Genomic DNA, 26,498 nt, shown 5'->3' on the forward strand with positions numbered 1-26,498 from the left:
CATGCCGAACCGCGCCAGACAGGAAAGGTCGGGGCCCCCACCACCGGAGACCCCGACCCCTGTCTTGTCAGGAATGCGTGACGAGCAACTTGTACATGCTCACCTGACCGTAGTTGGAACTGCTACACGGAGATGAGTTGCCGCAGTTGGCCTGGGTATAGGCACCGGCTTTGAAGTAGTTGCCCGACGCGCTGTGTGAGATGGTCGTCTGAAGCACGCCGTTGTAGTAAACCTTGATCTGGCCACCGCTGACGACGAACTTGCCCTCGAAGACCGTGTTCAACTTGTAGCCACTGGTCACCAGCTTGTGGTGGGTGGTGTTGCCCTTGGTGATGTAGAGACTGCTCCCTTCCAGACGGAAGACGGTGACGTCGTCATCGCCGTCGTGGATCTGGGCCCCGACGACGTGGGCCTTGTCGTTCGGGAGTTTGTTGAACGCCAGCCTGAAGGTCATGGTGTGCGTGCCCGAGGTTGCCGACCACGACGCGTTGGTGGTGCCGTTGTTGGCCATCTCCCGCAGCTCGGAGCGGGCGTAGCTGGAGTTGGGCGTGGTCACACCGTTGACCGGCGACCGGAACCGCACGCCGGTACAGGCGGCGTTGACCATGAACCACGGGTTGGACGAGTAGGTCGCCAGGGCGGGCTGTTTTATTTCGGTCGGCGACCCCGCAGATCCTGTCGGCAGGGTCACCTTCCAGTTCTTCAGATTGAGTTGCTGAGCAGGATAGTCGCACGGAGCAGCGGCCGCGGCGACGCCCTGCCCAACGACGGGGGTGGCCAGGATCGCCATGGTTGCCAACAGCGGGATTGCGAGTCTGCGTTCACCGAAGAGTTTCATGACAGGGTAATGCCTCTCGTGAATGGTGATGGTCGGCACTCATCGCGCATTGAATCGACGACCAAGTCCGTCGCGCTATTGCGTAGCGGCCCTTCGACGGATTGTTCATAGTTGTGAACTGCGCGGCACCGGTGCCGAGCGAGAATAGAAGACATTATTAGTCACGTCAATGCTCGATTGCTCCGAACCCGGCATCCAGACGACTAGGCCCGGTCCGAGTCCCAAGAGCGGTCCGGCACCGCCGTCGAACCGTAGTAGGCGCCCTCGGTTGCCCCGCCCTGTCCGGCGACTCGCCTGTGCGTAACCCGGACCTGTTGCCCGTGTTCGACCTGCCCAACGCTGCTTCGTTCGGTCACCCGGGCAGACCAGGACGAGCCGTTGACCGGCGTGTCCCGCTCACACGGGCCGCCTCACGTCGGTGGGGACGGGATAGCAATCCCGTCCCCACCGACTGCCTTCATTTGCGTGGCTACTCGCGAGTCGAGTTCTGCGACCAGCCGCTGTGCATGCACGATGACATGCTCAAGACTCGCGCAGGTGCGCTACTGGAGCGGGCCGCCCTCGTGCACCACGTTACGGAAGGTGACCCGGGCCCGGTCGATGTTGGAATCGGCGAAGTACTCCCGCCAGAGCACCTCTGCCTCCTCCGGGGTGCTGGCCTCGCCGTACGGCTCCCATCCCGGATACTCGCAGTTCAGAGCGTTGGTGACGTTGCAGCCACTCTCGGCGTCCTGGGCTTGCACATAGCTGCCGAACTTCATGTACGACGCAGCAGAGTCCTGCATGTCGTACGTGAAGCTCACGGAGTTGCGACCGACGGTCGAGTTGACCGTGATCACACCGTGGTCGTTGATGAGCTCGTACCTGATCGACTTTCCGCTCCTGATGGTGCCGAGGTCAAAGATCTTTTCGTTGATCTCGCCATCACCACTTACGAAGCCCGGGATCTGGACACGAACGTACACGTCGAACACACCGTTGCTGGGTACGCCCTCAAGCAGCGGGTAATCGTCGATCGTGAAGTTCTCCTCGCCCTCGCCCTTGAAGATTCCGAGCGGGCTGGAGTCCTGAACGTAGAGTTTGACCTGGGTGGCGAAGCCTGCGCCGCTGCCGGCGTGAATCTGGTGCGCGATCAGCTTGACGCCGTCGTCGAGGTCGAAGGTGATGTCGGCCGAGAAGGACTCGTAGATCTCGTCCGATGCCGCCCTGGCAGCTTGCGGTGTCTTCAGCTCGTCACGCGGTCCCCCACCGCTGCCGGTCACAGTGAACTGTTCCAGACCGTCGAAGCGCAAGACGTAAGGGTCGCGGGACCGGATGTAGTCGCCCGCTTCCGAGTCATCCCAGACAGCGGGATCGAAGCCGACGCTCGGCGACTGAGTCGGCGTGGGCGTCGGGGTAGGCACCGAACCGCCGATCTTCAGGGTGAAATCGTCGAACCGGCTGGTTTTGCCGCCGTAGGCGGCGAAGATCTCGACGAATTCGGCGGTCCCGGAGTTGAACTCGACGCTGACCTGTTCGAAGTCACGGCCACCGCCGGTGGTGGTGGTGTCGTCGCCATCGACGGTGACACCGATGACTCCCCTGCCACGGATGTAGGCCGTCAGGGTGTAGTCAGTGCCGGGCCGCACGGCGACTTCCTGCCGAACCTGCCCTCTTCTACCTTCGATTTTCGCGGAGTGGTCACCGGAGTTCCCGATGTCGGAAAGCGCGACGTCGTCTGCCCGGACAATCTCCCAGCCGTCGAAGTAGCCCTGCTCGAAGCCGGGGTTGTCCAGAGTGACGGTGTCGGCGCTTGCCGAGGTGGCGATGGCACCGAATGCGGCCGTAGCGATCATGCCGATGACAGTTGCGCGCGCTACGGATAGCGCTCGCCTTCGCGGTGCTCTCACGGGGTGGTTCCCTTCTGCTGTGGCGTGGTGTGGTGGAAGTTCGGCGACGTCGGGAGTCCGGGCCACCGCTGACCCAGGCCCTGGACCCGGATCGCGATCGGCGATGCATCTCGCTCCGGCGAGGCGGCGGAGTGCAGCGGGGCCGGTGACGAAGGGCCCCCGGAGCCAGCTCCCGTGCGCGGACGTGCAGCGGACAACACTTCATGTCGTACGGCTCCGCAGTGTATCGATTTACCGTCGCCGAGGTTTCACGTTATCAGCGATCATGGATGCTTTGCAATGGGTGGCAGTGGGACTGGCCTACCTTGGGCTCTACGACAGGTCGACGAGCCCGGCTACTCAGAGGCGAGCGGGCATGCTCAGGCCGCTGATTTGGATAGTGAATCGATGCAAGCTTGCCTTAACACGAGGAGTTTCTACTCGGCCTTTCGCCCTGGGTGCCGCGGGGTTGCGCACAAACTTGGGCAGCAACGGCTCACCGACCCGACGCGACGCCAGCCCGGACTTCACCACCGACGAAATGCTCGAGCAGCAGCACGGACAGTAACGGCCGCTCGACAGGGGGCCGACCACGAGGTCCTCATCGCCCCTACCAGGGGTGGCAACTTGGGTTAGAAGGCAGAGCTGGAGAAGCTGAGCCGGCTCGGCACCCTCATCGCCCCCACCAAGTTACGGGCCTTCCACTAGAGCCACCAGTGAGCCCGGTGTGAGCCCGGACGGCCTAGCAGCCGGCGCTCTCGAACACTATGGACTGGCATCCCCAGGGGTATCTAGCTGGACAGACAGATTCCCCTGCGGACTGCTACGCACCCGAGATCACGAGTCGGATCCAGCTTCTAATCCCAAGGCCGCAGGTTCGAATCCTGCCGGGCGCGCAGGCAATCCTCGGTTGAGGAGTTGCGTTGGTGCAGAAGATCGAGCAGGCCGTGGCCGTCCTCGGTGTGGGCGTCCGGCCGCAGGTCGGGGTGGGACGGCTCCCGGTCGGTGCGAGGTGAGCGCATCAGGATCGCGGCACCGGCACCGGCCCGACGAGCGCAGGCCACGTCGCGGTGCGCGCTGTCGCCGACGAACCAGCAGTCGCCGATCGGTACACCGACGGCGTCCGCCGCCAACCAGGCCAGGCGGGGATTGGGCTTGCGGAGCCCGGCCTCGTCGCTGTAGAACTCGGCCACGAACAGGTCGGACAGCCCGGCTGCGGCGAGGAAGTCCCGATGCGCCGCCCCACAGAGCGCGTTGCTGACCACAGCCATCGGCAGACCCGCATCGGTCGCGGCCCGCAACGCCTCCGGAATCCCCGGACGGACCTGCCACTCCGGTCGCCACGCCCACGCGTACGCCAGCGGTGTCGCCATTTCCTCGACCGCCGTGCGGGCCGCTTCGGGCCAGGTACCGGTGACGAAGTTTGCCCACACCTGCGCGTGTGGCAGCTCGACCGGATCATCCGAGCGGCCGACGTCGTCGCGCCACCGCGCGTAGGTCCGGCCGCCCTCGGTCAGGTCGGCGGCGATCTGCTCGGCCGACACGGTGCCGCCGATCAGGTCGAGCAGCCGGTGCACCAGTTCCGGTGGTGCCGATGGCTGTCGTGGAGCGTCGGCCAGGACACCGCCGAAGTCCAACAGGAGCGCACGAGGTGATCGCAGCACGCCGCCATCCTCCCCTCTCCGCACCCCCACCGCGAACCGACCAGCCCCACCAGGTTGCGTCACCGTCAATCTTGGACAGTTTCCGTTAGCGAAGAACGGAAACTGTCCAAGATTGGCTCGGTCTGACACCAGGTGCGGCCGGGGAATGCCGGTGGTCAGGTGGGTTGGCAGGGGGTGCCGTTGAGCTGGAAGTCGGTGGGGCGGTCGTTGGTGCCGGTATAGGTGGCCTGGAAGCCGAAGCTCACCGTGCCGTTGGTTGGCAAGCTGCCGTTCCAGGCGGCGTTGCGTGCGGTCACGTTCCTTCCGGACTGTGTGACCTGCGCGTTCCACGCGTTGGTGACCTGCTGGTTGCCGCTGAACGACCAGGTCACGGTCCAGCCGGTCAGACCGGCACCGCGATTGGTGACCCGTACGTCCGCGGTGAAGCCGGTGTTCCACTGGTTGGCCGTCCAGCTCACCGTGCAGGAAGCCGGCCCGGTGGTCGGTGGCGGCGTGGTGGGAGGGGGCGTGGTCGGCGGCGGCGTCGTCGGAGGGGGTGTGGTCGGTGGGGGTGTCGTGGGAGGGGGCGTGGTGGCGTCGCGGGGCGGGAAGCGGAGGATGCGGTCGTCGGTGGCGGCCGGGGTGCCTCGGCCGTCCCGGTTGCTGGTGGTGACCCAGAGCCACCCGTCCGGGCCGTACTCGACGGTGCGCAGCCGCCCGTAGCTGCCCGCCAATTCGGCGGTGGGGGTGCCGACGCCGCCGGACCCGTTCAACGGCACGTTCCACAGGCGGTTGCCGCGCAGGCTGGCCACGAAGAGCCGGTTCCCGGCGATGGTCGCGCCGCTCGGTGACGCCTCAGCCGGGGTCCAGGTGAGCAGCGGGTCCCGGAAGCGGGGATCGTTGGCCCTTCCCTCCACGGTGGGCCAACCGTAGTTGCCGCCGGCGACGATCAGGTTGATCTCGTCCCAGGTGTTCTGACCGAACTCGGTGGCGTACAACCGGCCCTGGGCGTCCCAGGCCAGTCCCTGCACGTGGCGGTGGCCGAGGCTGTAGACCGGCGACCCGACGATCGGGTTGTCTGACGGAACGGTGCCGTCGGGCCGGATCCGCAGGATTTTTCCGTTGCGGCTCTGCGGGTCCTGCGCCGAGGCGGTCTGTCCGGCGTCACCGACGCCGACGTAGAGCATCCCGTCCGGTCCGAACGCGATCCGGCCGCCGTTGTGGATGACCGCGCGGTTCAGCCCGGTGAGGATCGGCTGCTGGGTCTGCGGTGCGGTGAGCCGGAACCGGGCGATCCGGTTGTCGGTCGCGGTGGTGAAGTAGACGTAGATCCAGCCGTCCTGGGCGTAGGTTGGCGACACGGCGAGGCCGAGCAGGCCACCCTCGCTGACCGGAGTCACACCGGAGATGGTGACCACGGGCTCCGGCGACTGGCCCGGCCGGACCCGCACCACCTGCCCGGTGGGTCGCTGGGCGACCAGGGCGCTGCCGTCGGGCAGGAAGTCCATGCCCCACGGCACCTGGAGACCGGTGGCGGCCGTCTCGGGCCGGGAGAAGTCGAAGTCGCCGACGGCGAGCAGCGCTGGTGGCGCGTCGTTGCGGGCACCGGACGGACGTTCGGCGCTCGGGACCGCGCCGGCCAAGCCGGCGAGGCCGACGCTGCCGACGACCAGACCGGCGGTGAGTACGGTCCCGACTGCGAGTCGGATCTTCATGCCACCCCCTCATGTATCGATGTCGGTGAATTTATCATGTCACACCGAACACGCGCGTACCCGCGTCCGCCGGACCCCGTCGTCGGCAGAGCCGTTGGGACAGGGGCCAGGTTCGACGTCTGCTGGAGGACCTGCCCGACCCGGCCGACCACCCGACGATCCGGCTCGATCCGCCCGAGCAGGCCGAGTAGGCCGAGCAGGCCGAGCCGCCGCGTTGACTGCCACCGCACCACCGGATATCGGTGGTCCGCACCGCGCCCCCGACCTTATGGTCGCCGCCATGCGGTTGCGCGACGAGCTGGTAGCCGATCGGGATGCGGTGCACGAACTGCACCGGCTGGCCTTCGGTGACCACGGCGAGGTGGTGGCAGGGCTGGTCCGGGCGCTGCGCGACGACGATCCGAACGCCCTCAGCCTGGTCGCGGAGGAGGACCACGAGGTCGTGGGACACGTCATGTTCACCCGCAGCCTGCTCGACGCTCCGCGTCGACTCGTACCGGTGCAGGTGCTCAGCCCGATCGCGGTCACACCGAGCCGGCAGCGGCGCGGTATCGGTGGTGCTCTGACCCGGCACGGGCTGCGCCTGCTCGACGAGCGGGGCGTGCCGGCGGTCTTCCTGGAGGGCGATCCCGGGTACTACGCCCGCTTCGGCTTCGCCGCCGCCGGCGAGCTGGGCTTCCGCCGACCGTCGCTGCGCATTCCGGCACCCGCCTTTCAGGTGGCCAGGCTCACCGGCTACGAGCCGTGGATGACCGGGACCTTCGTCTACTCGGCCACGTTCTGGCAGCAGGACTGCGTCGGACTACGCGAGGGCGTCAGCGGCTCAGCGTGACGAATAGGCGACCGAGAGTCGACCTCGACGTCACCTACGGTCATCGGATCCGCTGCCGTGTGTTATTCTCCGGCGTCGATCTCCGCAGCGCGCACCCGGATCGGGTCGTTTTGTCGCAAAGGACGCCTTTCCCGATGCCGGCCCTGCCCAGCCTGATCATGTCACCCGCAATGGTGGACCGTCCGGCCACCAGCGCGTTCGCGTTCATCTTCACCCGGCTGCCGGCGCTGCTGCGGCTCTCCTGCGGCCTGTTCTGCCTGGTGGTGGCGCTCGCCGTGCGTACCCCGCCGGTACGTACGGAGCTGCTGCTACCGGCTGTGGCGGTGTTGACCGGCTGGTCGCTCTGGTACGCGCTGCGCGCCTGGCGGGACGGTGTCGACGCATCACTCGTCGCTGTTGACGTGGCGCTGACCAGCGCCGCGTGCCTGGCGATCCCGGTTCTGGTCGCACCCGAGGTGCTGCCCGGTGAGGCCAGTTGGATCGCCGTGCTGGCCAGCACCACTGTGATCAACGCTCAGGCGACCGCACCGGCCCACCTGTCGATTCCGGCGGGGCTGCTGGTCACCGTCGCGTACGCGACGGGTGCCCACACGGCCGGGAACTCGACCGAGGCCAGGGCCCACGCGGCCACTCTACTGGCCCAGACCGCCTGTACGGCGATGATGACCGCAGTGATGCGCCGCCGCATCATCCGGGCGGACACCGCCTTCGTGGCCGCTCAGCGGGCGGCCCGTGACGCCATGGTCGCCCGAATCGCGCGCGAGGCGGAACGACGGCAGAACCGCGACCTGCACGACACCGTGCTGGCGACGCTCACCATGGTCGGGCAGGGCGCGGTGGACAGGTCCTCCAACGCGCTGCGCGAGCGGTGCGCCGGCGACCTGCGTACCCTCGCCGCGCTGGCGGAGGCGCGCGCCGTGCCGCACGACGCGACCGCCCGGCTGGACGAGCGTCTCCGGGCCGTGCTCGCCCGGCTGCCCGGCCTACGGATCGCCACCGACCTGCCACCGTGCACGGTGGCCGCACCCGTCGCGGAGGCCATCGCGGAGAGCGCACACGCCGCGCTGGCCAATGTGGTGAATCATGCCCCCGGTGCCCGGGCGGCACTGCGACTGCGCCGGTACGCCGGCACCGTCACGGTCGAGGTGATCGACGACGGTCCCGGGTTCGACCCGGCCACCGTGCCGGCGCACCGGTACGGTCTGCGCGAGTCGGTACACGGCCGGATGGCGACGGTCGGCGGGCGTGCCGACGTCGACTCCGCACCCGGTCGGGGCACCCGGATCCGGCTGGAGTGGTCCGATGTCGGCTGAGCGGCTGTCGGGGAGCCGAGGGACGAGCGAGACGGGGTTCCGGCGGCGAGCCGGCACGCCCACGTTCCTGCTGCGTCGGCCCCGGCCAGGTCCAGTGCCGAGCCCGAGGGCCGGGCCGGCGTCCGACGAGGTCGGTGCGGTCTTGGCCGCCGCCGCGGTGGCCCGCACCTCCGATCGGGGTGCCCGGATCGTCGCGGTCACCATCGCGCTGGTCTGGCACCTGGCCATCGGATTGCCCGCGGTGCTCGCCGCCCGGTCGACGCTGGCCGTGTCCGAGGTGGTGCTGGGTGGCTGGTTATTCGTCGCGGCGCTCGGCGTGGTCGCCGGGATCCGGCTGCTCCGCGACACCCCGCTGCCGGCGATGCCGCTGGCCGGCCTACTGCTCGCAGTCGACGTGGCGGTCTTCGCCACGGTGGGCCGGGCACATCTGTTCAGCCCGGCGAACTGGGCGTGGGGCACCCTCGCCTGGTTCTTCCTGGTGGTGCTCTGGGGGCGGCCGGTGCGCCAGCTGCTGGTGCTGCTGGCCGCACACGCGGCCACCGCGCTGGCCGCCGTCGTACTGCACGGCGCGACGGGCGCCGCCGACCTGGCCCGCGCCACGATGGCCCTATACGGCACGTCGTCGCTGCCGGTGGCGGTTTTCGCTGGTGCGACGGCGCTTGCGGCGCTGTCCCGGCAGCGGGCCGCCACGGCGGCGGCCACGAACGCGGTGGTGGCCGAGCGGGAGGCCGCCGAACGTGCCCGGCACGAGCGGGGCGAGCGGCTGAATCTGGTTGGTCGCGCCGCCAGCGAGGTGCTGACCGAGTTGGCTCGGGGGCGGGCCGACCCAGCCGACCCCGAGGTGCAGCGCCGCTGCGTACGGGCCGCCGCCCAGTTGCGTCGCCTGATCGCCGAGTCCGACGACGTGCCCCACCCCCTGCTGCACGAGTTGCGGGCCGCAGCCGATCTGGCCGAGCGCAACGGCCTGTCGATCGACCTGGTCACAATTGGTACGCCGCCATCGTTGCCGGTGCGGGTTCGCCGCAGCCTGGCGGATCCGCTCACCGCCGGCCTCGCGGAGACACCGGACTGGGCCCGCCTGACCGTGGTCTCCGGTCCCGACGAGGTGGTGATCAGTCTCGTCACACCCGACCGGGATGGCCCGGACACCACCGGGCATCCGCCGGAGGACGACGACGGGCAGGTGGAGCACCTCTATGAACGGGACGGGAAGATCAGATGGACGCAGACGCGCTGGCACCGGTGACGCCGGGGCGGCCTGTCGGTGTGGCTATCGTGGACGACCACCCGGTTGTCATCGACGGGGTACGCGCCTGGCTGGCCACCGAGCCCAGGTTGACGGTGCTGGCCACCGGCGACGATCCGGACGAGGTGTTGCGAGCGGCGCCACAGGCCGACGTGGTCCTACTCGACCTGCGGTTGCACGGCCGGCTGGTGCTGGACAAGTTGGCCCAGCTCAGCTCCGCCGGGCGACGCGTGGTGGTCTACTCCGAACACTCCGACCCGGCCACCATGCTGGCCGCGTTGGACGCCGGGGCGGTGGCTTTCCTGGCCAAGCACGAGGGACGGGAACACTGCGTGGCGACGGTGCTCGACGCGGCGAGCGACCGACCGTACGTCGCGCCGGCGCTGGCCGGCGCGATGGTCGGCGATCCGCGGCCGGACCGGCCGGTGCTGTCCGACAAGGAACGTGAGGCGCTGTTGCTGTGGTTCCAGTCGATGTCGAAGGCGTCGGTGGCCCGGCGGATGCGGATCAGCGAGCACACCGTGAAGCAGTACGTCGACCGCGCGAGGATCAAGTACACGCGGGCGGGCCGACCGGCCGCCACGAAGGCGGCACTGCTCGCCCGGGCGATTGAGGACGGACTCGTCCGACCGGAGGAAATTGGCATCTACCGGTCGCGCGCGTCGACCGATCAGCCGACCCCCTAACGGGCGTCATGACAGCGGCGGACGTCTGGGCGAGGCTCATGGGTAGATGCCGTCCGCACCGGAGGTCCCGACGATGCACGATGACGTCTCCCCGTTCTTCATCGCACCGCACCGGTTCGACGCGGTGAACGACGGCACGGGTCCGGTACTCGACCGACGGCACGAGCTGATGCCGGATTTCGGCGAGCGGGTGCTCGACCGTCACCGGGTGGACGTGGCCGGCTACCTGCTCGGTCCCACCGACGCCCACCGTGCCTGGGCGCTGCCCGCCCCGGTGGTCCTCACGGTCACCGATCACCGGTTGACGTACGTGGGCGCCGGCACTCAGCTCGCCCTGGTCGGCCCGGGACAGCGCGGGGCGGCCCGGCTGCCCGGGCTGGTCAGCGGGCAGATCCGCTGGCAGTGGCCGTCCCGGCTGGAGTTGTTGCCCGCTGCCGACGGCAACCCCGCGACGTTGCTGGTGGTCTGCGACGCGCTGCGTACGATCCGGCAGCCGGCACTCGCCCTGGTCGGTTCCGACGACCGGATCGGCGCGCTCGCCCGGCAGCTACGCCACGAAATCGCCACATTCCGACTGGTCCGGCCGGAGCTGGTGGACCTGTCCCCGCCGGAGCGGGACGCGCTGGCCCGCCTGACCCGGACGGCATCGCTCAGCGGCGCGGGGCGGGTGCTGCTGCCCGGCGCTCTGCCGGTGGAGTTCCACTCCCGGGACGACTACTACCGGCCGAGGCACGCCGACGCACCGCCGTACGACGCGGCGTCCGGCCAGCGATAGTCCCCCGCGACGGTCGGGCCGAGGTGGTCAGGGAGTCGCGGAGCGCCGGTCGTCGGCGTCGAGCACCGCGGCCTCCTGCGGGGTAGGCGCGCTGCCACCGAGATGCGCCGGCAGCCACCACCGGTCCGTCGGCGTGGCGGGCTGGTCCGGGTACTCCCGCTGAGCCCGGTCGACAAGCGCGGTCAGCCGGGTACGCAGATCCTCGGTCATCGCGGCCGGGTCCGGGTACGTGGTCGGATCCATCGGTTCGCCGACCAGGATGGTGATCGGGGTGTGCCGGCGGGTGAGCGTACGCGGGCGTCCCTTCGTCCACAGCCGTTGAGTGCCCCAGAGCGCGACCGGCAGCACCGGTACCTGCGCCTCGCGGGCCATCCGGGTCGCCCCGCTCTTGAGTTCCTTGACGGTGAAGGAGCGGCTGATCGTCGCCTCGGGGAACACGCCGACCACCTCACCCGAGCGCAGCGCCGCCACGGCGGCGGCGTACGAGTCGGCGCCGGCACGGCGGTCCACCGGGATGTGTCGCATGCCGCGCATCAGGGGCCCGGACACCCGGTGCCGGAACACCGAGTCCTTGGCCATGAAGCGGACGAGACGTCGGGAATCGAGGGCGCCCAGCCCGCAGAAGATGAAGTCGAGATAGCTCACGTGGTTGCTGGCCAGCACCGCGCCCCCGGTACGGGGGACGTGATGATCGCCCTCGACGGTGAGCTTCAGGTCGAGGACCCGGAACATCGTCTTGGCTGCGGCGATGACGGGCGGGTACACGAATTCCGGCATCTGGGAACTTTACCCCGAGTAGGTTACGCACCGGTAGGGACGGTGGTCGCCACTGACCGCCGGTGGCGCGGTCGGGTCGCCCGTCGCCCGGTTGGGCGACCCGACCGCGCCGGTCACCCGGCGAGCGAGTGCAGGTCGACCCGGCCACGCGCGAAGGCGTCCACCCTGCCCCAGCGGCCCGGGATGTCCAACACCTCGATCCGGCCCATGCCGACGGGCAGTCGCGGCTCGACCGCCAGGTGCCCCTCGTGCGGCTCCAGGCCGAGCATCGTACGCAGCAACAGCAGCGGGGCCCCCGTCGACCACGCCTGCGGACTGCACGCCGTCGGGTACTCCACCGGGAACTTGGTCTGCTCACGCGGGTAACCGCCGAACGCCTCGGGCAACCGTCCGTCGAAGTACCGGGCGGCGTCCAGGATGCCGTTGGCGATCATGGCGGCCTCCTCGGCGAAGCCGTACCGACGCAGACCCCAGGCACAGAACGAGGTGTCGAAGGGCCAGACCGTGCCGTTGTGGTAGCCGATGGGGTTGTAGCGCACCTCGCCCTCGGCCAGGGTCCGCACTCCCCAGCCGGTCCACAGCCGCGACCCGACCAGGTGGTTGGCGATCTGCTCGGCCCGGTCGTCGTCCACGATCCCGCTCCAGAGCAGGTGGCCGATGTTGGAGCTGAGCACGTCGCACTGACGCCCGTCCGGGTCGAGCGCGAGCGCGTAGTAGCCGCCATCCTCGACCCACCAGTCGCGGTTGAACCGCTCCTTCAGGGCCGCGGCCTCCCGCTCCAACTGGTCGGCGTACGCCGGGTCGTCCCAGAACTCGCGCGCCAGCCGCGCGCCGCGCATCTTCGCGTCGTACGCGTACCCCTGCACCTCGCAGGTGGCCCGGGGAAACGGCGGCAGGGTGCCGTCGCGGTAGGAGATGGAGTCCCAGGAGTCCTTCCAGCACTGGTTCTCCAGGCCGGTGTCGGTGTTGCGCCGCTCGTACCAGATGTAGCCGTTGCCGACCAGGTCGGCGTATTCGTCGATCCACTTGAAGGCCCGGCGGCACTCCTGCTCCAACTCCTTGACCAGCGCGCCGTCGCCACTCCACTGCTCGTACTCGTCGAGCAGCACCACGAACAGCGGGGTGGAGTCGACCGCTCCGTAGTACGGCGAGTGTGGCTGCTCCTCGAACGCTGCGCTCTCGCCGTACCGCATCTCGTGCAGGATCCGCCCGGGGTCCTCTTCCCGGAAGTCGTCGAGCCGGGTGCCCTGCAGGGCCGCGAGGATCCGCAGCGTCGTCGTGCTCAGCTCCGGCGTGAACGGCAGCGTCTGAAGACAGGTCAGGATGCTGTCCCGACCGAACATGGTCATGAACCACGGCAGACCGGCGGCGGGCAGGGTCTGACCGGCCAGCGACAGCGGTGAGAAGCGCAACGCCGCCAGGTCGACGATGCACTTGCGGTACGTGGCGGCCACCTTGTCGTGCTCACTGTTCACCGTCGGCGCCTTGGCGATCCACTCCTCCAGGTCGTGTTGCAGTGCGAGCCGCTCGGTGCCGTGCACCTGCAATCCGAAACGGAGATCCCGACCGCCCGGGCCGACCGCCAGGGTCTGCACGTCGATGCGGGTGTCCCACTGCTCGTTCGGTTCCAGATGGATGGAGTACGCGAAACCGTTGCGGTCGTACCGGGCCGGTGCGGAGGACGAGATGATGGTCTCGCGCTTGAAGTTGCCGCGCCGGTAGCCCAGGCGCAGCCGGTCCGGCTCGGCCTCGGCGTAGATCTCACCCTTCTTGTTCAGGATCTCGTCCTTGACCTCGAACAGGTCGGCGAAGTCGCACCCGGCGTCCATCCGGATCTCCAGGTCGACCGCCTTCTCGTCGTGGTTGAGGATGGTGATGTTCTCCCGGAAGCTCCCACCGACCGCCCGCTCCCGGATGATCGACAGTTTCGCGTCCACGTAGTGCGTGGCCAGCCCGGGCACCAGGAAGAAGCGCGACTCGTAGTACTGGAGGTCGTCGTAGGAAAGGGCGTTCAGCCGCTCACCGTTGACCGTGAGCACCCATTTGGAGAGGAAACGGGTGTCGATGGAGAACAGTCCCGTGGGTTCCGTAGGTGTCGCCTCGATGTCCCCGGTGGCCTCGCTGACGACGAAGTTGTTGCCGTCGAGGATCCGTACGGTGTGGCTGGGCGCCATCACTGCACCCCCTTCCGGTAGCGCTGTGGTCCCCGGGCGTACGGCGACCCGGGAAAGATCCGCTCGACCTGCACCACCAGGCGGGCGTCACCGGTGACCGTCATGTCCCCCCGGAGCAGCGCCGCCAGCCCGTTCTCCCGGCCGGTGACCAGCTCCTCGAAGAGCTCGGGGCTGACACCGACCACGGTGTCAGCCTCCATGTCCTGCCGGCTGACCCGGATGTCGCCTCGGTCGATTCGCATCAGCCAGTGCGTGGTCTGCGGCCCCTCGTGCAGATCGAAGCGCAGGGCTCCGGAGGTCTTCGCCAGCAGAGGTTCGTACCCCTGCTGGTCGAGGTCCTCGAAAAACCGCGTGGTCGCGTCCGCCATCGGGCCCCTCCTCCCGGTCGCTCATGTCCCGCAGCAGGGGTCCCCGACGCCTGGTGGCTCAACCTCACCCGCTTGGGGTGAGACCGTGCGGCCCGGTCACCGGCCACGGCGAGCTGCCGGGTGCGGGACCGGACGGGCCTGGCACGAACCACGCGAAGCCGGCTCCCGATGTCTCGGGAACCGGCTTCGGCTGGTGGAGGCGATCAGTTGTTGGGATCGTCCGCGCTGATGTCGGCCAGCACCGACTGGGGCTCCCGCTCGACCGCCAGGTCGCCCATGGACACCAGGCCGATCAGCCGGCCGTCCTCCACCACGGGCAACCGCCGCACGGCGTACGTCCGCATCAGGTCGGCGGCGGCGACGGCGTCGTCGTACTGACTCACCGTCACCACGTCCTTGGTGGTGATCTGGTTCAGCCGGGTGGTGTCCGGGTCCATGCTCTCGGCCACGCCTCGGACCGTGATGTCCCGGTCCGTGACAATGCCGACGACGTTGTCTCCGTCGGTCACCACCACGTCACCGATTGCGGAGTCGCGCATCTCCTGGGCCGCCGCGACGAGCGTGGCGTTGCCGTCCATGGTCACCAACCGAGTCGTCATGAACTCTCCGACCGTTGTCATGGCGCCTCCCTCTGGGGTGTCGGGCAACCAGGGGTCTACCCGACGGCCGCAGCCAGTAACGTGGCCGGTCGCCGCGCGGGCGCAACCCCGGTCGGCCACCACCACCCGGCGTTGGACGGCCCGGTGCCGGGTGTGGTTCAGCCCTCGGCGGCGACCAGTTCGGCAAGCTGCACGGCATTGAGGGCGGCGCCCTTGCGCAGGTTGTCGTTGGAGCAGAACAGCGCCAGGCCGTGCTCGACGGTCTCGTCGGCGCGGATCCGGCCGACGAACGTCGGGTCCTGCCCGGCCGCCTGCAACGGCGTCGGCACATCGGAAAGTGCGACACCGGGCGCGTCGGTGAGCAGCTCGTACGCCCGCTGCGGGCTGAGCGGCCGGGCGAACCGGGCGTTGATCTGGAGCGAGTGGCCGGTGAAGACCGGCACTCGTACGCAGGTGCCGGAGACCTTCAGGTCGGGGATCTCCAGAATCTTGCGGCTCTCGTTGCGGAGCTTCTGCTCCTCGTCGGTCTCCGCCGACCCGTCGTCGACGATGGATCCGGCCAGCGGCAGCACGTTGAAGGCGATCGGCTGGGCGAACGAACGGGGGGCGGGGAAATCCGCCGCGCCGCCGTCGAAGGTGAGCCCGGTGGCGGTCTCGGCGACCTTGCGGACCTGCTCGTCCAGCTCGGCGACGCCGGCCAGGCCGGCTCCGGAGACCGCCTGGTAGGTGGAGACGACCAGGGCGACCAGGTTCGCTTCGGCGTGCAGCGGACGCAGCACCGGCATGGCGGCCATGGTGGTGCAGTTCGGGTTGGCGATGATGCCCTTGGGCCGGTCGGCGGCGGCATGCGGGTTGACCTCGGCGACGACCAGTGGCACCTGCGGGTCCATCCGGAATGCCGAGGAGTTGTCGATGACGACCGCGCCCGCGGCGGCCACCCGGGGCGCCAACTCCTTGGCGGAGCCCTTGCCGGCCGAGAAGAGCACGATGTCCAGCCCGGAGTAGTCCGCGGTGGCGGCGTCCTCGACCGTGATCTCCTCGCCGCGCCACGGCAGCGTACGCCCGGCCGATCGCGCCGAGGCGAACAGCCGTACCTGCTCCGCCGGGAAGTCGCGCTCCGCCAGCACCTGCCGCATCACGCCACCGACCTGGCCGGTGGCTCCCACAATGCCGATCCTCATGCCCGCGAGGCTACCCAGCCCGGTGCCCGGACCGGGAACGCTTTCCCACCGCCGGGGATCCCGCCGGCGGGGTCGAGCCGGTCCGGTCCGGGACAGTCCCTCCCCGCCGGCCGGTTCCACCGGAAGAACACCGCCGCACCACCGTCGGCGACCGCAGCATCTCAGCCCGGCCCGCCCCCGCCGCGACCGACGTCACACTCCCGACACGCGGGCCGGTCAGACCACCGACGGTCAACTCGCCGACGGATGGTCGATCAGCTCACCAAGACCGGTGGCCACCAGCTCGTCCCTGATCACCGCGGCGTCGCCCTCCACCACCAGGGTCAGCGACTCCGGGCGCAGGTGCGTGGCGGCAGCCGCCGAGACCTGGGCCACCTGGGCACCGAGCAACTCCTCTCGCAGCCGAGCGTGATAGTCGTCCGGCAGGTCGTGCACCACAAGCGTGCTCAGCGCCCCGGCGATGGCCCGTGGGCTCTGCAACTCGACCGAGAGCTGGCCCGCCCGCCAGGACCGGGCCACCGCCAGCTCGTCCTCGGTCACCCCACCGGCCTGGGTACGCGCGATCTCCCCGACCGCCTCGACCAGCGCCGGTGCGGTGACGGCGGTCTGCACCCCGGAGCTGACCGCGAACCGGCCGAACCGGCGGGACGAGGCGAAGTCGCCCCGGATGCCGTACGTGTAACCGCGGACCTCCCGGATGAGGTGGTTCAGCCGGGAGGTGAACGCCCCGCCGAGCACGGTGCCGGCGAGCGCGATCGGCACATGGTCCGGGTGCGCCCGGTGCGGTCCGGGATGACCGAGCCGCAGCGTGGACTGCACCGATCCGGGCCGGTCGACGAGGATGATCCGCCGCTCGGCGCGCACCGGCACGTCGATCGGTGTGCCCCGGTCCACCGGCCCGCCGCCGGTGCCGGTGAACGCCGTGGCGGCGAGGGCGTCCAGGTCGAGCCGGTCCAGGTCGCCGGCGACGACGAGGGTGCCCGGACGGATGAGCCATTCCGAGTGGAAGACGGTGACGTCCTCCACGTCCAGGCCGGCCACCGAGTCGGGGTCGCCGTACATCGGGCGGCCCCAGCGGTTACCGGCGCCGTACAGGTCGGCCCGCAACGCCGCGTCGGCCCGCGGTCCCGGATTCGCCCATTCCATCCGCAGTGCCGTCACCTCGTCGTCGCGGACCCGCCGGACGTCGTCCGGGTCCAGCCTCGGGGTACGCACCGCCTCGGCGAGCAGTTCCACGGCCGCGCCCAGCCGACCCACCGGCACCTGCACGCTCGCCTGGAAGGTGTCCCAGTCCAGCCCGGTAACCAGTTCGGTGCCGAGCGCCTCGATGGCCAGCGCGTACGCGGTGGCGTCGCGTTGGGTGGTGCCCTCCTCCAGGGCCTTGGACAGCACCCCGCCGAGTCCCTCGCGGCCCACCGGTTCCCGGCCGGCGCCCGCGTCCAGCAGCAGCATCGCCACGGCCAGGTTCTGGCCCGGCAGGTGCGCGGCGACGACGTCGCCACCGGCGACAGAGCGGCGGATCACCTGGGGAAAACGGTATGGGCGGGCCGCACCCGAGCCCGGCCGGTCAGCGATCAGGGTCACTGAGGGCCACGCACTGCTCGCGCTCACAGCTTCTCCTCGGGAACGTAGGTCAGGGTTGCCCGGTTGTCGGCGGCGAGCGTGTCGGCCGCCACCTCGGCGATCTCCTCGGCGGTCACCGCCAGCCAGGCCGGTAGCCGCTCGGCCACCGTGGCCGGGTCGCCGAACTGGGTGGCGTACCGGCTCAGCGCGTCCGCCCGGCCGTCCACGGTGGACATCTGTCGCCACCAGGCGGTGGTGAGCAGCGCCTTCGCCCGGTCCAGTTCCGCGGCGGTGACCGGCACCGTGGCCAGCTCGTCGACCACCTCGGCCAGCCCGGCGGCCAACCGCTCACCACTCACGCCCGGACGAGCGGTGGCGGTGGCGATCAGCGGGGCCGGGGCATGCGCCAGATCCACCCCGTACGCCCCGACCAGGTCGGGCTGGGCGATCCGTTCACCATCGGCGAGCCGCTGGTAGAGCCGACTGCCCCGACCGCTGCCGAGCACGGTGGCCAGCACGGTCACCACGTCGTACCCGGGGCTGCCGAACGGGTGGGTGCGGTGCGCGACGTACACCCGGGGTGCCGGCACCTCGGTGACCACCGTCTCCTCGGCGGGCACTCCGGTGGCCGGCACGACGCGGCCGTCGGGTGCCGGAGGGATCTCCGGCCGGGGCGGGATGCCGCCGAAGTACTTCTCGGCCAGGGTGACGACCTCGTCGACGGTGGTGTCACCGACCACGGTGAGCACGGCGTTGTTCGGGGCGTAGAAGGCCCGGTGGAACGCCTGAAAGGTGGCCAGGTCGGCGGCGTTCAGATCGGCCATCGAGCCGATGGTGGCGTGGTGATACGGGTGACCCGGCGGATAGAGCAGTGGAAGCAGCCGCAGCCAGGCGTCGCCGTACGGCACGTTCTCGTAGCGCTGCCGCCGCTCGTTCTTGACCACGTCCCGCTGGTTGTCCAGCGTCTCCTGGGTCAGCGCCGGCACCAGCCCGCCCATCCGGTCGGCCTCCAGCCAGAGCGCCAACTCCAGATGCTCCGCCGGGACCGTCTCGAAGTAGTTGGTGCGGTCCGGGTTGGTGGTGGCGTTGAGCGAGCCGCCGGCCCCCTGGACCAGCTTCATGTGCTCGGTCTTCGCGACGTGCGTCGAGCCCTCGAACATCAGGTGCTCGAAGAGATGGGCGAAGCCGGTCTGACCGGCCGGCTCGTGCCGGGAACCCACGTCGTACCAGAGGTTGACCGCGACCGCCGGGGCGGTGCGATCCTCGCTGACCACCACGCGCAGGCCATTGTCCAGTCGGGTCGTCGAAATCGGCCAGGGGTAACCGCTGTCGGGCATGGCACCGACGCTATCCGATCTTTCGCCCCGGCAGGCCCCGGGACGCCCCACCGGCGAGCCGCGCCGACGGGTCGCCGGTGGGGCGACGACCGACGCCCACGGCAGTGCCGGAGACGGCATCGACGGAACGGCCCTGGGTATGCGGAGGGCATGCCGACGATTCCCTGGCCGCAGCCCGCCGTCATCACCGAACGCGCGGCACGGGCCCTGGCCAGGCTGCGCCGGGGCCGGATCCTGCACCCGGCCGGCCGGTCCTTCGCCGGTGAGGTGCTGGTCTGGGGTACGTCCGGTCCGCCGACCGGTGTCCGGCTCCTCGACCGGCCCGGGAACTATTCGGCCACCGTCCGCCTATCCAAGGGAACGCCCACCCCGGACGCCTGGCCCGACGTGCTCGGCCTGGCGGTGCGGATACACCGCCAGGCCGGACGGCCGTTCGATCTGCTGGTCAGCTCCAGCGCCGCCGCGCCGGTGCTGCGGCACCTGCCACTGCCCCGGCGCCGGTTCACCGGCACGTACAGCTCGGTGATGTCGTACCGGACCGGCCGGCGGCGGCTCTGGCTGGCCGCGCTGGCCGACCCGGAATCACCCGACCTGGGCAGCGACCTGCCCGGCCTGTCCGCCGCGGTGGCGGCCAACCGGCCCGGGATGGTCCTCGCCGTCGCCTCCGCCGCCGGACCGTGGCGGCCGTTCGGGCAGGTCACCATCGGCGACCAACTCGGTGCGCGGGAGGACGCCGCGCTGGCCTTCGACCCGGTGGGCAACGTCCCGGAGGAACTGCGGTTGGCGGGGCCCCTGGCCTGGCTGCGCCAGCACACCTACCGGGGATCCCGCCGAGGGCGTGGCGTCAGCGCTCAGTCCGGCGGCTCGACGGGGTTGACGGTCTGATCCGACGTACGCCGTTCCAGCACCGTGTCGGGAGCGGCGTTCTGGTCGGCCTCTCGGGCGTCGGACTCGGCCAGGATCGCGTCGGCCTGGGCATGCGCGTCGTCGCTGCCGGCCGCTGCCTCCTCCGGTAGCAGGTGGGCGCGGGATTCCACCCGCTCCTGGTCGCTTCGCTCGTCACTCATGCCGCTCCTCATACCCCGCCGCCGTCGCCCGCACTCGGGTCGGGCAGGGCCCCCTTCTCCACGGCCGGGGGGCCCTGCCGATCACCGTGCAGCTCGGCTCAGCGGAACGGGCCACGCACCTCGTAGGTGATGCCGCCGGACGAGGAGCCGGAGGTGCCGCGCTGCGACGAGAAGTAGAGCCGAGTGCCGTCCGGCGAGAAGGCCGGCCCACAGATCTCCGAGGACGACTGCCCGGTGATCCGCAGGAATGGTGCGACCACCCCGGCGGGAGTGATGATGTTGATCTCCATGTTGCCGCCGTCCTCGGCCACGTAGAGGTCGCCCGAGCCGGCACCAGTGATGTTGTCCACCCCGGTCAGCGGTGCGGTGCCGGAGACCAGGGAGTCGTCGTACGCCAGGTCGATGCGCTGGTTGACCGCGTCGTACGCCCAGACCCGGTTGTCGCCCTTGGTGGTGAACCAACAGGTGCCGTCGTCGTACCAGCAGCCCTCGCCCCCGTTGAACCGCTTGGCACCGGAGACCTGGCTGCGGGTCACCGTCGGCGACCCGTCCGGGTCCGGCACCCGCGCCCAGGTCACCGGGCCGCTGGTGGCGGTCCCGGCGACCAGCACCTCCAGGGTGCCGGCGGAGAGGTTGCCCCAACTGTTCGGCCGGAAGCGGTAGAAGCAGCCGTTGCTCTCGTCCTCGGTCAGGTAGATCACCCGACGATCCGGGTCGCAGGCGGCGGCCTCGTGCTTGAACCGCCCCATCGCCGCCCGCTGCACCGCGGCGGTGCCGCCCTGCGGGTACGTCTCGTAGATGTACCCGCGACTGACCTCCTCACAGGAGAGCCAGGTGCCCCACGGGGTGGCGCCGCCAGCACAGTTCTGGTTGGTGTTGGAGAGGATCCGGTACGCCGAGGCGATGCTGCCGTCGGCGTTGAAGCGCACCGCCGAGGCGCCACCACCCGGGGTGATCTCCGAGTTCGAGACGTAGATCCAGCCGGAGCCGGCGACGAAGCAGGCACCGCCGTCGGGGGCGTCGTGCCAGGCGTACGACGTCCCGGAGACGGTCTGGCGGGACCGGGCGATGACCCGGCTGGTGAATCCGGTGGGCAGCTGGATGCCGTTGCTGTCGGCGCTTCGGAGCGAGCCGTAGGGGCTGGCGCCGGGTTGAGCGGGTGCGGCTACCGCGGCGCCCGCCCACAGGCTGCCGGAGAAGGCGGCGGCGCCACCGGCGACGGTGGCGCGCAGGACGGTACGACGATCCATGGATGACCTCCGGATGATCCGCGTCTGGTGGCGCTGGAGTTACCGGGAGTTTCATGGGTGCCGATGAACGCAAGGCGAGGCTTTGTCGACGAGGGGATGAGCGCTCGGGCGCGGTCGGGTACGCTTACCGCCGTGACGCGCTCGTATCGATGGTTTAGCCAGCCGGCTCGCAGGCCGGTGACCTCACCATGATCTGACGTCACCGTTGTCGAGCCGGCCGGGCAGGAGCTTTCGTTCCTGCCCTTTCGCGTACGAGCAGCCGGCTCGACCCGGGCACCGGCCCCGGGTGCGGTCGGCGAAAGGATGCCCACCGTGACGACCCCGGAGAACCACCGGGTCATCGACCAGCGGATCGACCGTGTCGTACCGCTGACCACCCCGGCCCTGCTGCTGCACGAGCTGCCCCTGGACGACGGGCTCACGGCGGCGGTACTGGCCGGCCGCCGGGCGGTCGGCCAGGTGCTCGACCGTACCGACGACCGACTGCTGGTGGTGGTCGGGCCGTGCTCGGTCCACGACCCCGCCGCCGCTCTCGACTACGCGCACCGGCTTCGGGCGGCGGCCGAGCGGGTCGACGAGGACCTGCTGGTCGTGATGCGGGTCTACTTCGAGAAGCCGCGTTCCACGGTCGGCTGGAAGGGCCTGATCAACGATCCGGGCCTGGACGGTTCCGGGGACGTCAACACCGGCCTGCGCCGGGCCCGGGCGTTGCTGCTCGACGTGCTGCGTCTCGGCCTGCCGGTGGGTTGCGAGTTCCTCGACCCGATCACCCCGCAGTACATCGCGGACACCGTCGCGTGGGGAGCCATCGGGGCGCGCACCGTGGAGAGCCAGGTGCACCGCCAGCTCGCCTCCGGACTGTCCATGCCGATCGGCATGAAGAACCGTCCGGACGGCAGCATCGGCACCGCGGTCGACGCGATCCGGGCCGCCGGCGTGCCGCACGTCTTTCCCGGCATCGACGTGTCCGGCACCCCGGCGATCATGCACACCCGGGGCAACGCGGACGGACATCTGGTACTGCGGGGCGGCGGCGGCCGGCCGAACTACGACGCCGCATCGGTGGCCGGCGCGCTGGACCTGCTGCGCGCCGCCGGGCTGCCGGAACGGCTGGTGGTGGACGCCAGCCACGCCAACAGCGGCAAGGACCACCGCAACCAGCCCGTGGTGGCCGCCGACGTGGCCGCGCAGATCTCCGCCGGTCAGCGGGGCATCGTGGGGATCATGCTGGAGAGCTTCCTGGTACCGGGTCGACAGGACCTCGACCCCACTCGCGAACTCACCTACGGCCAGTCGGTCACCGACGCCTGCATCGGCTGGGACACCACCGACGAGGTGCTCGCCGAACTGGCCGCCGCCGTCCGCGCCCGCCGAGCCACCAACACCCTCCCCACCCCCGCCTAACCCCCACCCCCACCCGGAGCCGCGTTGATCATGAGGTTAGCGGCAGTTTTCGATCTCCACGGTGCCGTCAACTTCATGATCAACGCGGGGTAGGCGGGTAGGGGGTGGGTGTTTTGGTGGGGTGGGGGTGGGTAGGTCACGGGGGTGAGTGACGACGTTCCCGTGACCGAGGCCACGGCACCTACGACGCAGGCTCGGCTACCCGACGCCATCCTGGCCGACGTGCCCGTGGTCGACACCGCAGCCCTCGATCCGCCCACCACCGACCTGCCCGGCACGGCTGCCGCAGTCGGGGACGAGGTGGAGACCGAGGAGGTGGACACCCGTCCGCTCGACGAACTGCTCGACGATCTCTACCACGGTCAGGAGCGGATCAGTCAGGTGGACATCTACCGCCGCGCGGTCGCCGCGGAGTTGCCGGCACAGCTGCTGTCCCGGCTCAACGCGCTGCCACAGGGTGAGTACGCGGTCGACGAGGTGACCGACCTGCTGGGTGGCTCGGCGGGATGATCAGCCGGCCCGAACCGGCACCGAGGAGGAACACATGACGCAGCGCGAGGAAGATCAGCACCCCCATCCGCCCGCGCTCGGCCAGCCGCCGGAGGGCACGGACACCCTGCCGGAGCCCGACTTCGCCAACGAGCACGACCGCACCGCCGTCGACCGGGACATCGTCACCGGTGCCGACGAGGACGAGCGGGAGCCGGAGTCGCCGCGTGGCTGGTCGGGGATGCAGCGCTGAACCCGGCTGAGCTCGTGAGGCCCAGGACACTCAGCTGACCGTGCCGTCGGCGACGCGCCCGGACAACTGTGTACGACGAGGCCGGCCCGAATCGCGGGCCGGCCTCGTCGTTCGTACCGTCAATCCTCGGGGTGACCGCCCTCGGCCGCCTGCTGGGCCACCGCGTAGCCCATCTGGAGGAAGTCGGACGCGGCCACCGCGGTCAGCGCCGTGGCGACGAGCCGGGTCAGTCGCGGCGCGAGCACCAGCCCGCCGGTGAGTCCGGTGGCCACCCAGACGGCCAGGCAGAACGGGCAGCTGAGCAGCTCACCGATGGCATGGCGGGTGGAGCTGCCCGAATCGCGTACCTGTTCCATCACCTCGCCGCTGCCGATCGGCCGGTCGTAACGGGTGAAGGGGGCCCGCAACGGGCTGGTCACCGCATCCTTGGACAGCAGTCGGCTGAGCTTGTGGGTGGCGATGGCGAGCAGCACCACGTCCGACGTGGCGGGTCGCTCGGGCACGCTCCGCCCGGTCACCTTCACCAGACCGGCGATCGCGCCGGTCACTCCGGCGTAGGTGCCCATCGCCGCCAGGTAGCCGCCGAGCGGGCGGTGCTCGTGGGGCGCGTACGCCTGGCGCAACCGCGCCACCTTCTGCTTCAATTCGCTCACCCGGCCTCCGTTTCGGGTCACGCTACGATTCGCCGCAGTCCCGGCGGCGGGTCCGATCGAGTCAGCCGGCCTGCAGGTTGTCGGCCACCTCGCGGGCAAGGCTGTCCAGCGCCTCGTCGGCGAGCCGGCTGACGTCCTCGCCGCCCCCGCCCAGTTCCAGCCGGAGTCGGGAACCCCCTGCGTCGACCGGCTCCACCCGCAGCTCGGCCGACCAGTCGGCGCTACGGGCCGTCCAGCGGGCCAGCAGCTGTCCGGCGTCGCCCTCCCGAGCCGGTTCATTGGCCAGCAAGGGTTCCGGCAGCCACGAGGAGATTCGGTCGGGATCGGTGGCCGTGTTGAAGACGACCTCCGGGGGCGCGGACACCCCCCGCTCCGCGTACGCCATCACGCGTCCCGCAGCCGGCTCGGATCGACCTCGCGCCCCGGGTGGCGAGCGAGGTACTCGGTCTCCAGCTCGGCGGTACGCCGTAGGTGATTGGCGAGCGCCGAGTCGGTGGCGTGGCGCAGCGTGTCCAGGCGGGTGCGGTGCAGGCTCTGCATCTCCCGAATGAGATCCTCCTCGCCCAGCTCGGCGGGATCGATGCCGAGCAGGTCGGCCTCGGGTGTGGGGGCCGGCGTCCGGTCGTCGCCCCACTCGGGAATCCGCTGCTCGGGGCTCACCTCCGTGCCGCCGGCGGGAAATCCGTCCTGTCGTCCCGATGCCGTCATCTCGCCCCCTCGTCCGTCCTGGGCTGGCGTCTGTACGGTTGCCCAGACCGGGTGTGGCCAAACCCCGCCGCACTACGACACCGCGTCGGAGAATGCGGTCGGTTTCGGTACCCTCGTGGCATGAAGCGGCTCTGGACCCCGGCGTGGATCGCTCGCCACGTGGCCATGGTCGTGCTGGTGGCCACCTTTCTCGGTCTCGGGTGGTGGCAGGTCAGCCGGGCCGCCGCAGGCAACGCGATCAGCTGGGGTTACGCCGTGGAGTGGCCTATCTTCGCGGGCTTCGTGGTCTTCGTCTGGTGGCGCGAGGTACGCCATGCGCTGCGCACGGTCGCTCCGCCGTCCGGGGACGCGGTGGCCACGACGTCCGCCGGTCATCCGGACGGCACCGCCCGGCCCGACGGTGTCAGCGCTTCCGGCGCGATCGACGCCGGGCAGCCACGGGCGAGGATCCGACGTCCGGTGCGGTTTGCCCGGGTCTCCGCCGGTCCCGGCGAGGATGATGCCGACCTGGTTGCCTACAACCGTTACCTGTCATGGTTGAACGCCAATCCGGGCGCGAAGCCCGGTGACTATCCCGGCTGAGCCGGACCCGGAAGGACTGACGAGAAGTGCGCGCTGCCCTCACCCGCTACCGCGTGATCGCCTGGGTCGTCGGCGTGGTGCTGATCCTGCTGGTCGTGATCGGCATGCCGCTCAAATACGGCTTCGACAACCCGGTCGTGGTGGAGACCGTGGGCCAGGCACACGGCTTCCTCTACATGCTGTATCTGGTCGCCGCGTTCGACCTGTCCCGGCGGGCCGACTGGCCGCTCAAGCGCATGATCCTGGTGATGCTGGCCGGCACCGTACCGTTCGTCTCCTTCTGGGCGGAACGGCGGGTGAGCGCACTGGTCGCCGCCGAGCAGCAGGAGCGGGAACAGGCGCAGGCGCCCGAGCCGATCGTCGGTTAGCGGCCCGCCCTCACCGTCGCGGTCGCCACGGGTCCGCACCGGCCAGCGGATCCTCCCACCCGCCGTAGCTGTTCATCTCGCGGGCTCGACGCAGTGCCCGGCTCACCTGGCCGAACTGCTGCTCGTCGTCGCTGCTGAACAGCAGCTCGTCGGTCCCCGCCCGGCGGCCCCACAGCTCGTACGCCGGTGGCCGCCAGCGGTCGCCCGCCGCCGCGAGCAGCACCGGCACCAGAAACACGGCACCGAGCAGCAGGTACGCCCCGGCGGTGAGCCGTTGCAGTCCTCCGGTGAACCCCAGCACCAGTCCCACCCCGCCGATCACCACCGTCGAGGCCAGCACGGCCCGGGTCGCCGCCCGATCGTGCGGCCCCCGGGTGCTGTGCAGATGGGTCAGCTCGGCGACGCGCCAGCTGCTGCGGCCGACGGTGAATCGGTCGACTGTGACGATGATCCCGGGACGGGCGTAGAGCAACGTCGGCCCGGTGCCGGCGCCTCGGGGTGTTCGTGGCGTCCGCGTGGTCGCGCGATCAGGATTCACGCCCCCTCCTCCCACGGCTGGTAGCACCGGGTCGGCCTCCGTCGGCAGCGACTCGAAGGACGCCAGCACGAGGTGATCGCCCCTGCGCATCGACGCCGGTTGACGGGATTCCCGGTCGCGCGATTCATTGTGGGCCGGCCGCGCTACTCCGGCGGCGACGTTTCCGATGGTCAGGGGCTTGGGGGTGGCCTGATGCCGCCGGAAAGAGCCCACCGAGTCCGGCTTGTCGGTCAAAACGTCCCGGCATCCGACGTCATATGCCGGGAGCGAC

General features: G+C 70.3%; 28 protein-coding genes. 11 read left to right on the forward strand and 17 right to left on the reverse strand.

What is annotated here, in order from left to right:
- Positions 1 to 67: 67 nt before the first annotated feature.
- The 4 genes from O7601_RS00915 to O7601_RS00930 all read right to left on the reverse strand — a co-directional run bounded on the left by O7601_RS00915 (position 68) and on the right by O7601_RS00930 (position 6,064).
- Complete coding sequence (locus O7601_RS00915; protein ID WP_281564422.1) at positions 68 to 877, reverse strand: polysaccharide lyase family 7 protein; 810 nt, start codon at positions 875 to 877, stop codon at positions 68 to 70.
- Positions 878 to 1,380: 503 nt separating this feature from the next.
- Positions 1,381 to 2,673 (reverse strand): polysaccharide lyase family 7 protein, encoded by a 1,293-nt coding sequence (locus O7601_RS00920; RefSeq protein WP_281564423.1) that lies wholly within the window; start codon positions 2,671 to 2,673, stop codon positions 1,381 to 1,383.
- Positions 2,674 to 3,563: 890 nt separating this feature from the next.
- Entirely contained in the window at positions 3,564 to 4,370 is an 807-nt protein-coding gene (locus O7601_RS00925; protein WP_281564424.1) for an HAD family hydrolase, read from the reverse strand.
- A 155-nt stretch (positions 4,371 to 4,525) separates the two neighbouring features.
- Positions 4,526 to 6,064: a PQQ-dependent sugar dehydrogenase gene (locus O7601_RS00930; RefSeq protein ID WP_281564425.1), complete on the reverse strand. Its 1,539-nt coding sequence runs from the start codon at positions 6,062 to 6,064 to the stop codon at positions 4,526 to 4,528.
- A gap of 280 nt (positions 6,065 to 6,344) precedes the next feature.
- Between O7601_RS00930 and O7601_RS00935 the strand changes: the two genes are divergently transcribed.
- The 5 genes from O7601_RS00935 to O7601_RS00955 all read left to right on the forward strand — a co-directional run bounded on the left by O7601_RS00935 (position 6,345) and on the right by O7601_RS00955 (position 10,916).
- Positions 6,345 to 6,896 (forward strand): N-acetyltransferase, encoded by a 552-nt coding sequence (locus tag O7601_RS00935; protein WP_281564426.1) that lies wholly within the window; start codon positions 6,345 to 6,347, stop codon positions 6,894 to 6,896.
- A gap of 134 nt (positions 6,897 to 7,030) precedes the next feature.
- Positions 7,031 to 8,209: an ATP-binding protein gene (locus O7601_RS00940; RefSeq protein WP_281564427.1), complete on the forward strand. Its 1,179-nt coding sequence runs from the start codon at positions 7,031 to 7,033 to the stop codon at positions 8,207 to 8,209.
- 94 nt (positions 8,210 to 8,303) lie between these two features.
- Entirely contained in the window at positions 8,304 to 9,455 is a 1,152-nt protein-coding gene (locus O7601_RS00945; RefSeq protein ID WP_281564428.1) for a hypothetical protein, read from the forward strand.
- Entirely contained in the window at positions 9,428 to 10,141 is a 714-nt protein-coding gene (locus O7601_RS00950) for a response regulator transcription factor (RefSeq protein ID WP_281564429.1), read from the forward strand. Before O7601_RS00945 ends, O7601_RS00950 begins: the two co-directional genes overlap by 28 nt.
- Positions 10,142 to 10,214: 73 nt before the next feature.
- Positions 10,215 to 10,916, forward strand: a complete 702-nt coding sequence (locus O7601_RS00955; RefSeq protein ID WP_281564430.1) for a hypothetical protein — start codon at positions 10,215 to 10,217, stop codon at positions 10,914 to 10,916.
- 27 nt (positions 10,917 to 10,943) lie between these two features.
- On the opposite strand, the gene O7601_RS00960 is transcribed toward O7601_RS00955, so the two are convergent.
- The 7 genes from O7601_RS00960 to O7601_RS00990 form a co-directional block, all read right to left on the reverse strand.
- On the reverse strand, positions 10,944 to 11,693 hold the full coding sequence (locus tag O7601_RS00960) for a lysophospholipid acyltransferase family protein (RefSeq protein WP_281564431.1): 750 nt from the start codon (positions 11,691 to 11,693) through the stop codon (positions 10,944 to 10,946).
- Between the two features lie 113 nt (positions 11,694 to 11,806).
- Positions 11,807 to 13,867 carry a glycogen debranching N-terminal domain-containing protein gene (locus tag O7601_RS00965; RefSeq protein WP_281564432.1) on the reverse strand — a complete coding sequence of 687 codons (2,061 nt, stop codon included), beginning with the start codon at positions 13,865 to 13,867 and terminating at the stop codon, positions 11,807 to 11,809.
- Complete coding sequence (locus O7601_RS00970; protein ID WP_281564433.1) at positions 13,867 to 14,235, reverse strand: SCP2 sterol-binding domain-containing protein; 369 nt, start codon at positions 14,233 to 14,235, stop codon at positions 13,867 to 13,869. The genes O7601_RS00965 and O7601_RS00970 overlap by 1 nt, the downstream gene beginning before the upstream one ends.
- Before the next feature lie 203 nt (positions 14,236 to 14,438).
- On the reverse strand, positions 14,439 to 14,855 hold the full coding sequence (locus tag O7601_RS00975) for a CBS domain-containing protein (protein WP_093410484.1): 417 nt from the start codon (positions 14,853 to 14,855) through the stop codon (positions 14,439 to 14,441).
- Between the two features lie 137 nt (positions 14,856 to 14,992).
- Positions 14,993 to 16,015 (reverse strand): aspartate-semialdehyde dehydrogenase, encoded by a 1,023-nt coding sequence (locus O7601_RS00980; RefSeq protein WP_281564434.1) that lies wholly within the window; start codon positions 16,013 to 16,015, stop codon positions 14,993 to 14,995.
- A gap of 231 nt (positions 16,016 to 16,246) precedes the next feature.
- The gene (locus O7601_RS00985) at positions 16,247 to 17,599 is read right to left on the reverse strand and encodes a pitrilysin family protein (RefSeq protein WP_281566750.1); all 1,353 of its coding nucleotides are present in this window, start codon (positions 17,597 to 17,599) and stop codon (positions 16,247 to 16,249) included.
- Between the two features lie 23 nt (positions 17,600 to 17,622).
- Complete coding sequence (locus O7601_RS00990) at positions 17,623 to 18,915, reverse strand: pitrilysin family protein (RefSeq protein ID WP_281564435.1); 1,293 nt, start codon at positions 18,913 to 18,915, stop codon at positions 17,623 to 17,625.
- Positions 18,916 to 19,065: 150 nt separating this feature from the next.
- On the opposite strand from O7601_RS00990, the gene O7601_RS00995 reads away from it, so the two are divergent.
- On the forward strand, positions 19,066 to 19,800 hold the full coding sequence (locus O7601_RS00995) for a phosphodiesterase (protein ID WP_281564436.1): 735 nt from the start codon (positions 19,066 to 19,068) through the stop codon (positions 19,798 to 19,800).
- Here the strand turns inward: O7601_RS00995 and O7601_RS01000 are convergent.
- Both O7601_RS01000 and O7601_RS01005 read right to left on the reverse strand, forming a co-directional pair.
- On the reverse strand, positions 19,767 to 19,982 hold the full coding sequence (locus O7601_RS01000; RefSeq protein ID WP_281564437.1) for a hypothetical protein: 216 nt from the start codon (positions 19,980 to 19,982) through the stop codon (positions 19,767 to 19,769). The genes O7601_RS00995 and O7601_RS01000 overlap by 34 nt on opposite strands.
- Positions 19,983 to 20,080: 98 nt before the next feature.
- Positions 20,081 to 21,232, reverse strand: coding sequence for an alkaline phosphatase PhoX (locus O7601_RS01005; RefSeq protein ID WP_281564438.1), 1,152 nt, complete (start codon positions 21,230 to 21,232; stop codon positions 20,081 to 20,083).
- 303 nt (positions 21,233 to 21,535) lie between these two features.
- On the opposite strand from O7601_RS01005, the gene O7601_RS01010 reads away from it, so the two are divergent.
- The 3 genes from O7601_RS01010 to O7601_RS01020 all read left to right on the forward strand — a co-directional run bounded on the left by O7601_RS01010 (position 21,536) and on the right by O7601_RS01020 (position 23,378).
- Positions 21,536 to 22,636: a 3-deoxy-7-phosphoheptulonate synthase gene (locus O7601_RS01010; RefSeq protein WP_281564439.1), complete on the forward strand. Its 1,101-nt coding sequence runs from the start codon at positions 21,536 to 21,538 to the stop codon at positions 22,634 to 22,636.
- A 300-nt stretch (positions 22,637 to 22,936) separates the two neighbouring features.
- Positions 22,937 to 23,146, forward strand: coding sequence for a hypothetical protein (locus tag O7601_RS01015; RefSeq protein WP_093410661.1), 210 nt, complete (start codon positions 22,937 to 22,939; stop codon positions 23,144 to 23,146).
- Between the two features lie 34 nt (positions 23,147 to 23,180).
- Positions 23,181 to 23,378, forward strand: coding sequence for a hypothetical protein (locus tag O7601_RS01020; protein ID WP_164447568.1), 198 nt, complete (start codon positions 23,181 to 23,183; stop codon positions 23,376 to 23,378).
- A 119-nt stretch (positions 23,379 to 23,497) separates the two neighbouring features.
- Here the strand turns inward: O7601_RS01020 and O7601_RS01025 are convergent, their stop codons facing one another.
- The 3 genes from O7601_RS01025 to O7601_RS01035 form a co-directional block, all read right to left on the reverse strand.
- The gene (locus O7601_RS01025) at positions 23,498 to 24,031 is read right to left on the reverse strand and encodes a DUF1360 domain-containing protein (protein WP_281564440.1); all 534 of its coding nucleotides are present in this window, start codon (positions 24,029 to 24,031) and stop codon (positions 23,498 to 23,500) included.
- Positions 24,032 to 24,092: 61 nt separating this feature from the next.
- Entirely contained in the window at positions 24,093 to 24,416 is a 324-nt protein-coding gene (locus O7601_RS01030) for a hypothetical protein (protein WP_281564441.1), read from the reverse strand.
- Positions 24,416 to 24,739: a DUF6158 family protein gene (locus tag O7601_RS01035; protein WP_281564442.1), complete on the reverse strand. Its 324-nt coding sequence runs from the start codon at positions 24,737 to 24,739 to the stop codon at positions 24,416 to 24,418. The genes O7601_RS01030 and O7601_RS01035 overlap by 1 nt, the downstream gene beginning before the upstream one ends.
- Positions 24,740 to 24,859: 120 nt before the next feature.
- Between O7601_RS01035 and O7601_RS01040 the strand changes: the two genes are divergently transcribed.
- Both O7601_RS01040 and O7601_RS01045 read left to right on the forward strand, forming a co-directional pair.
- Positions 24,860 to 25,321 carry a hypothetical protein gene (locus tag O7601_RS01040; protein WP_281564443.1) on the forward strand — a complete coding sequence of 154 codons (462 nt, stop codon included), beginning with the start codon at positions 24,860 to 24,862 and terminating at the stop codon, positions 25,319 to 25,321.
- A gap of 26 nt (positions 25,322 to 25,347) precedes the next feature.
- Positions 25,348 to 25,689 carry a DUF3817 domain-containing protein gene (locus O7601_RS01045; RefSeq protein ID WP_281564444.1) on the forward strand — a complete coding sequence of 114 codons (342 nt, stop codon included), beginning with the start codon at positions 25,348 to 25,350 and terminating at the stop codon, positions 25,687 to 25,689.
- Between the two features lie 10 nt (positions 25,690 to 25,699).
- Here the strand turns inward: O7601_RS01045 and O7601_RS01050 are convergent, their stop codons facing one another.
- Positions 25,700 to 26,227, reverse strand: a complete 528-nt coding sequence (locus O7601_RS01050) for a DUF6232 family protein (protein WP_281564445.1) — start codon at positions 26,225 to 26,227, stop codon at positions 25,700 to 25,702.
- Positions 26,228 to 26,498 lie beyond the last annotated feature (271 nt).

Origin of the sequence: Verrucosispora sp. WMMD573 (genome assembly GCF_027497175.1) — a bacterium.
In the GTDB taxonomy this organism is placed as follows: Bacteria; Actinomycetota; Actinomycetes; order Mycobacteriales; family Micromonosporaceae; genus Micromonospora.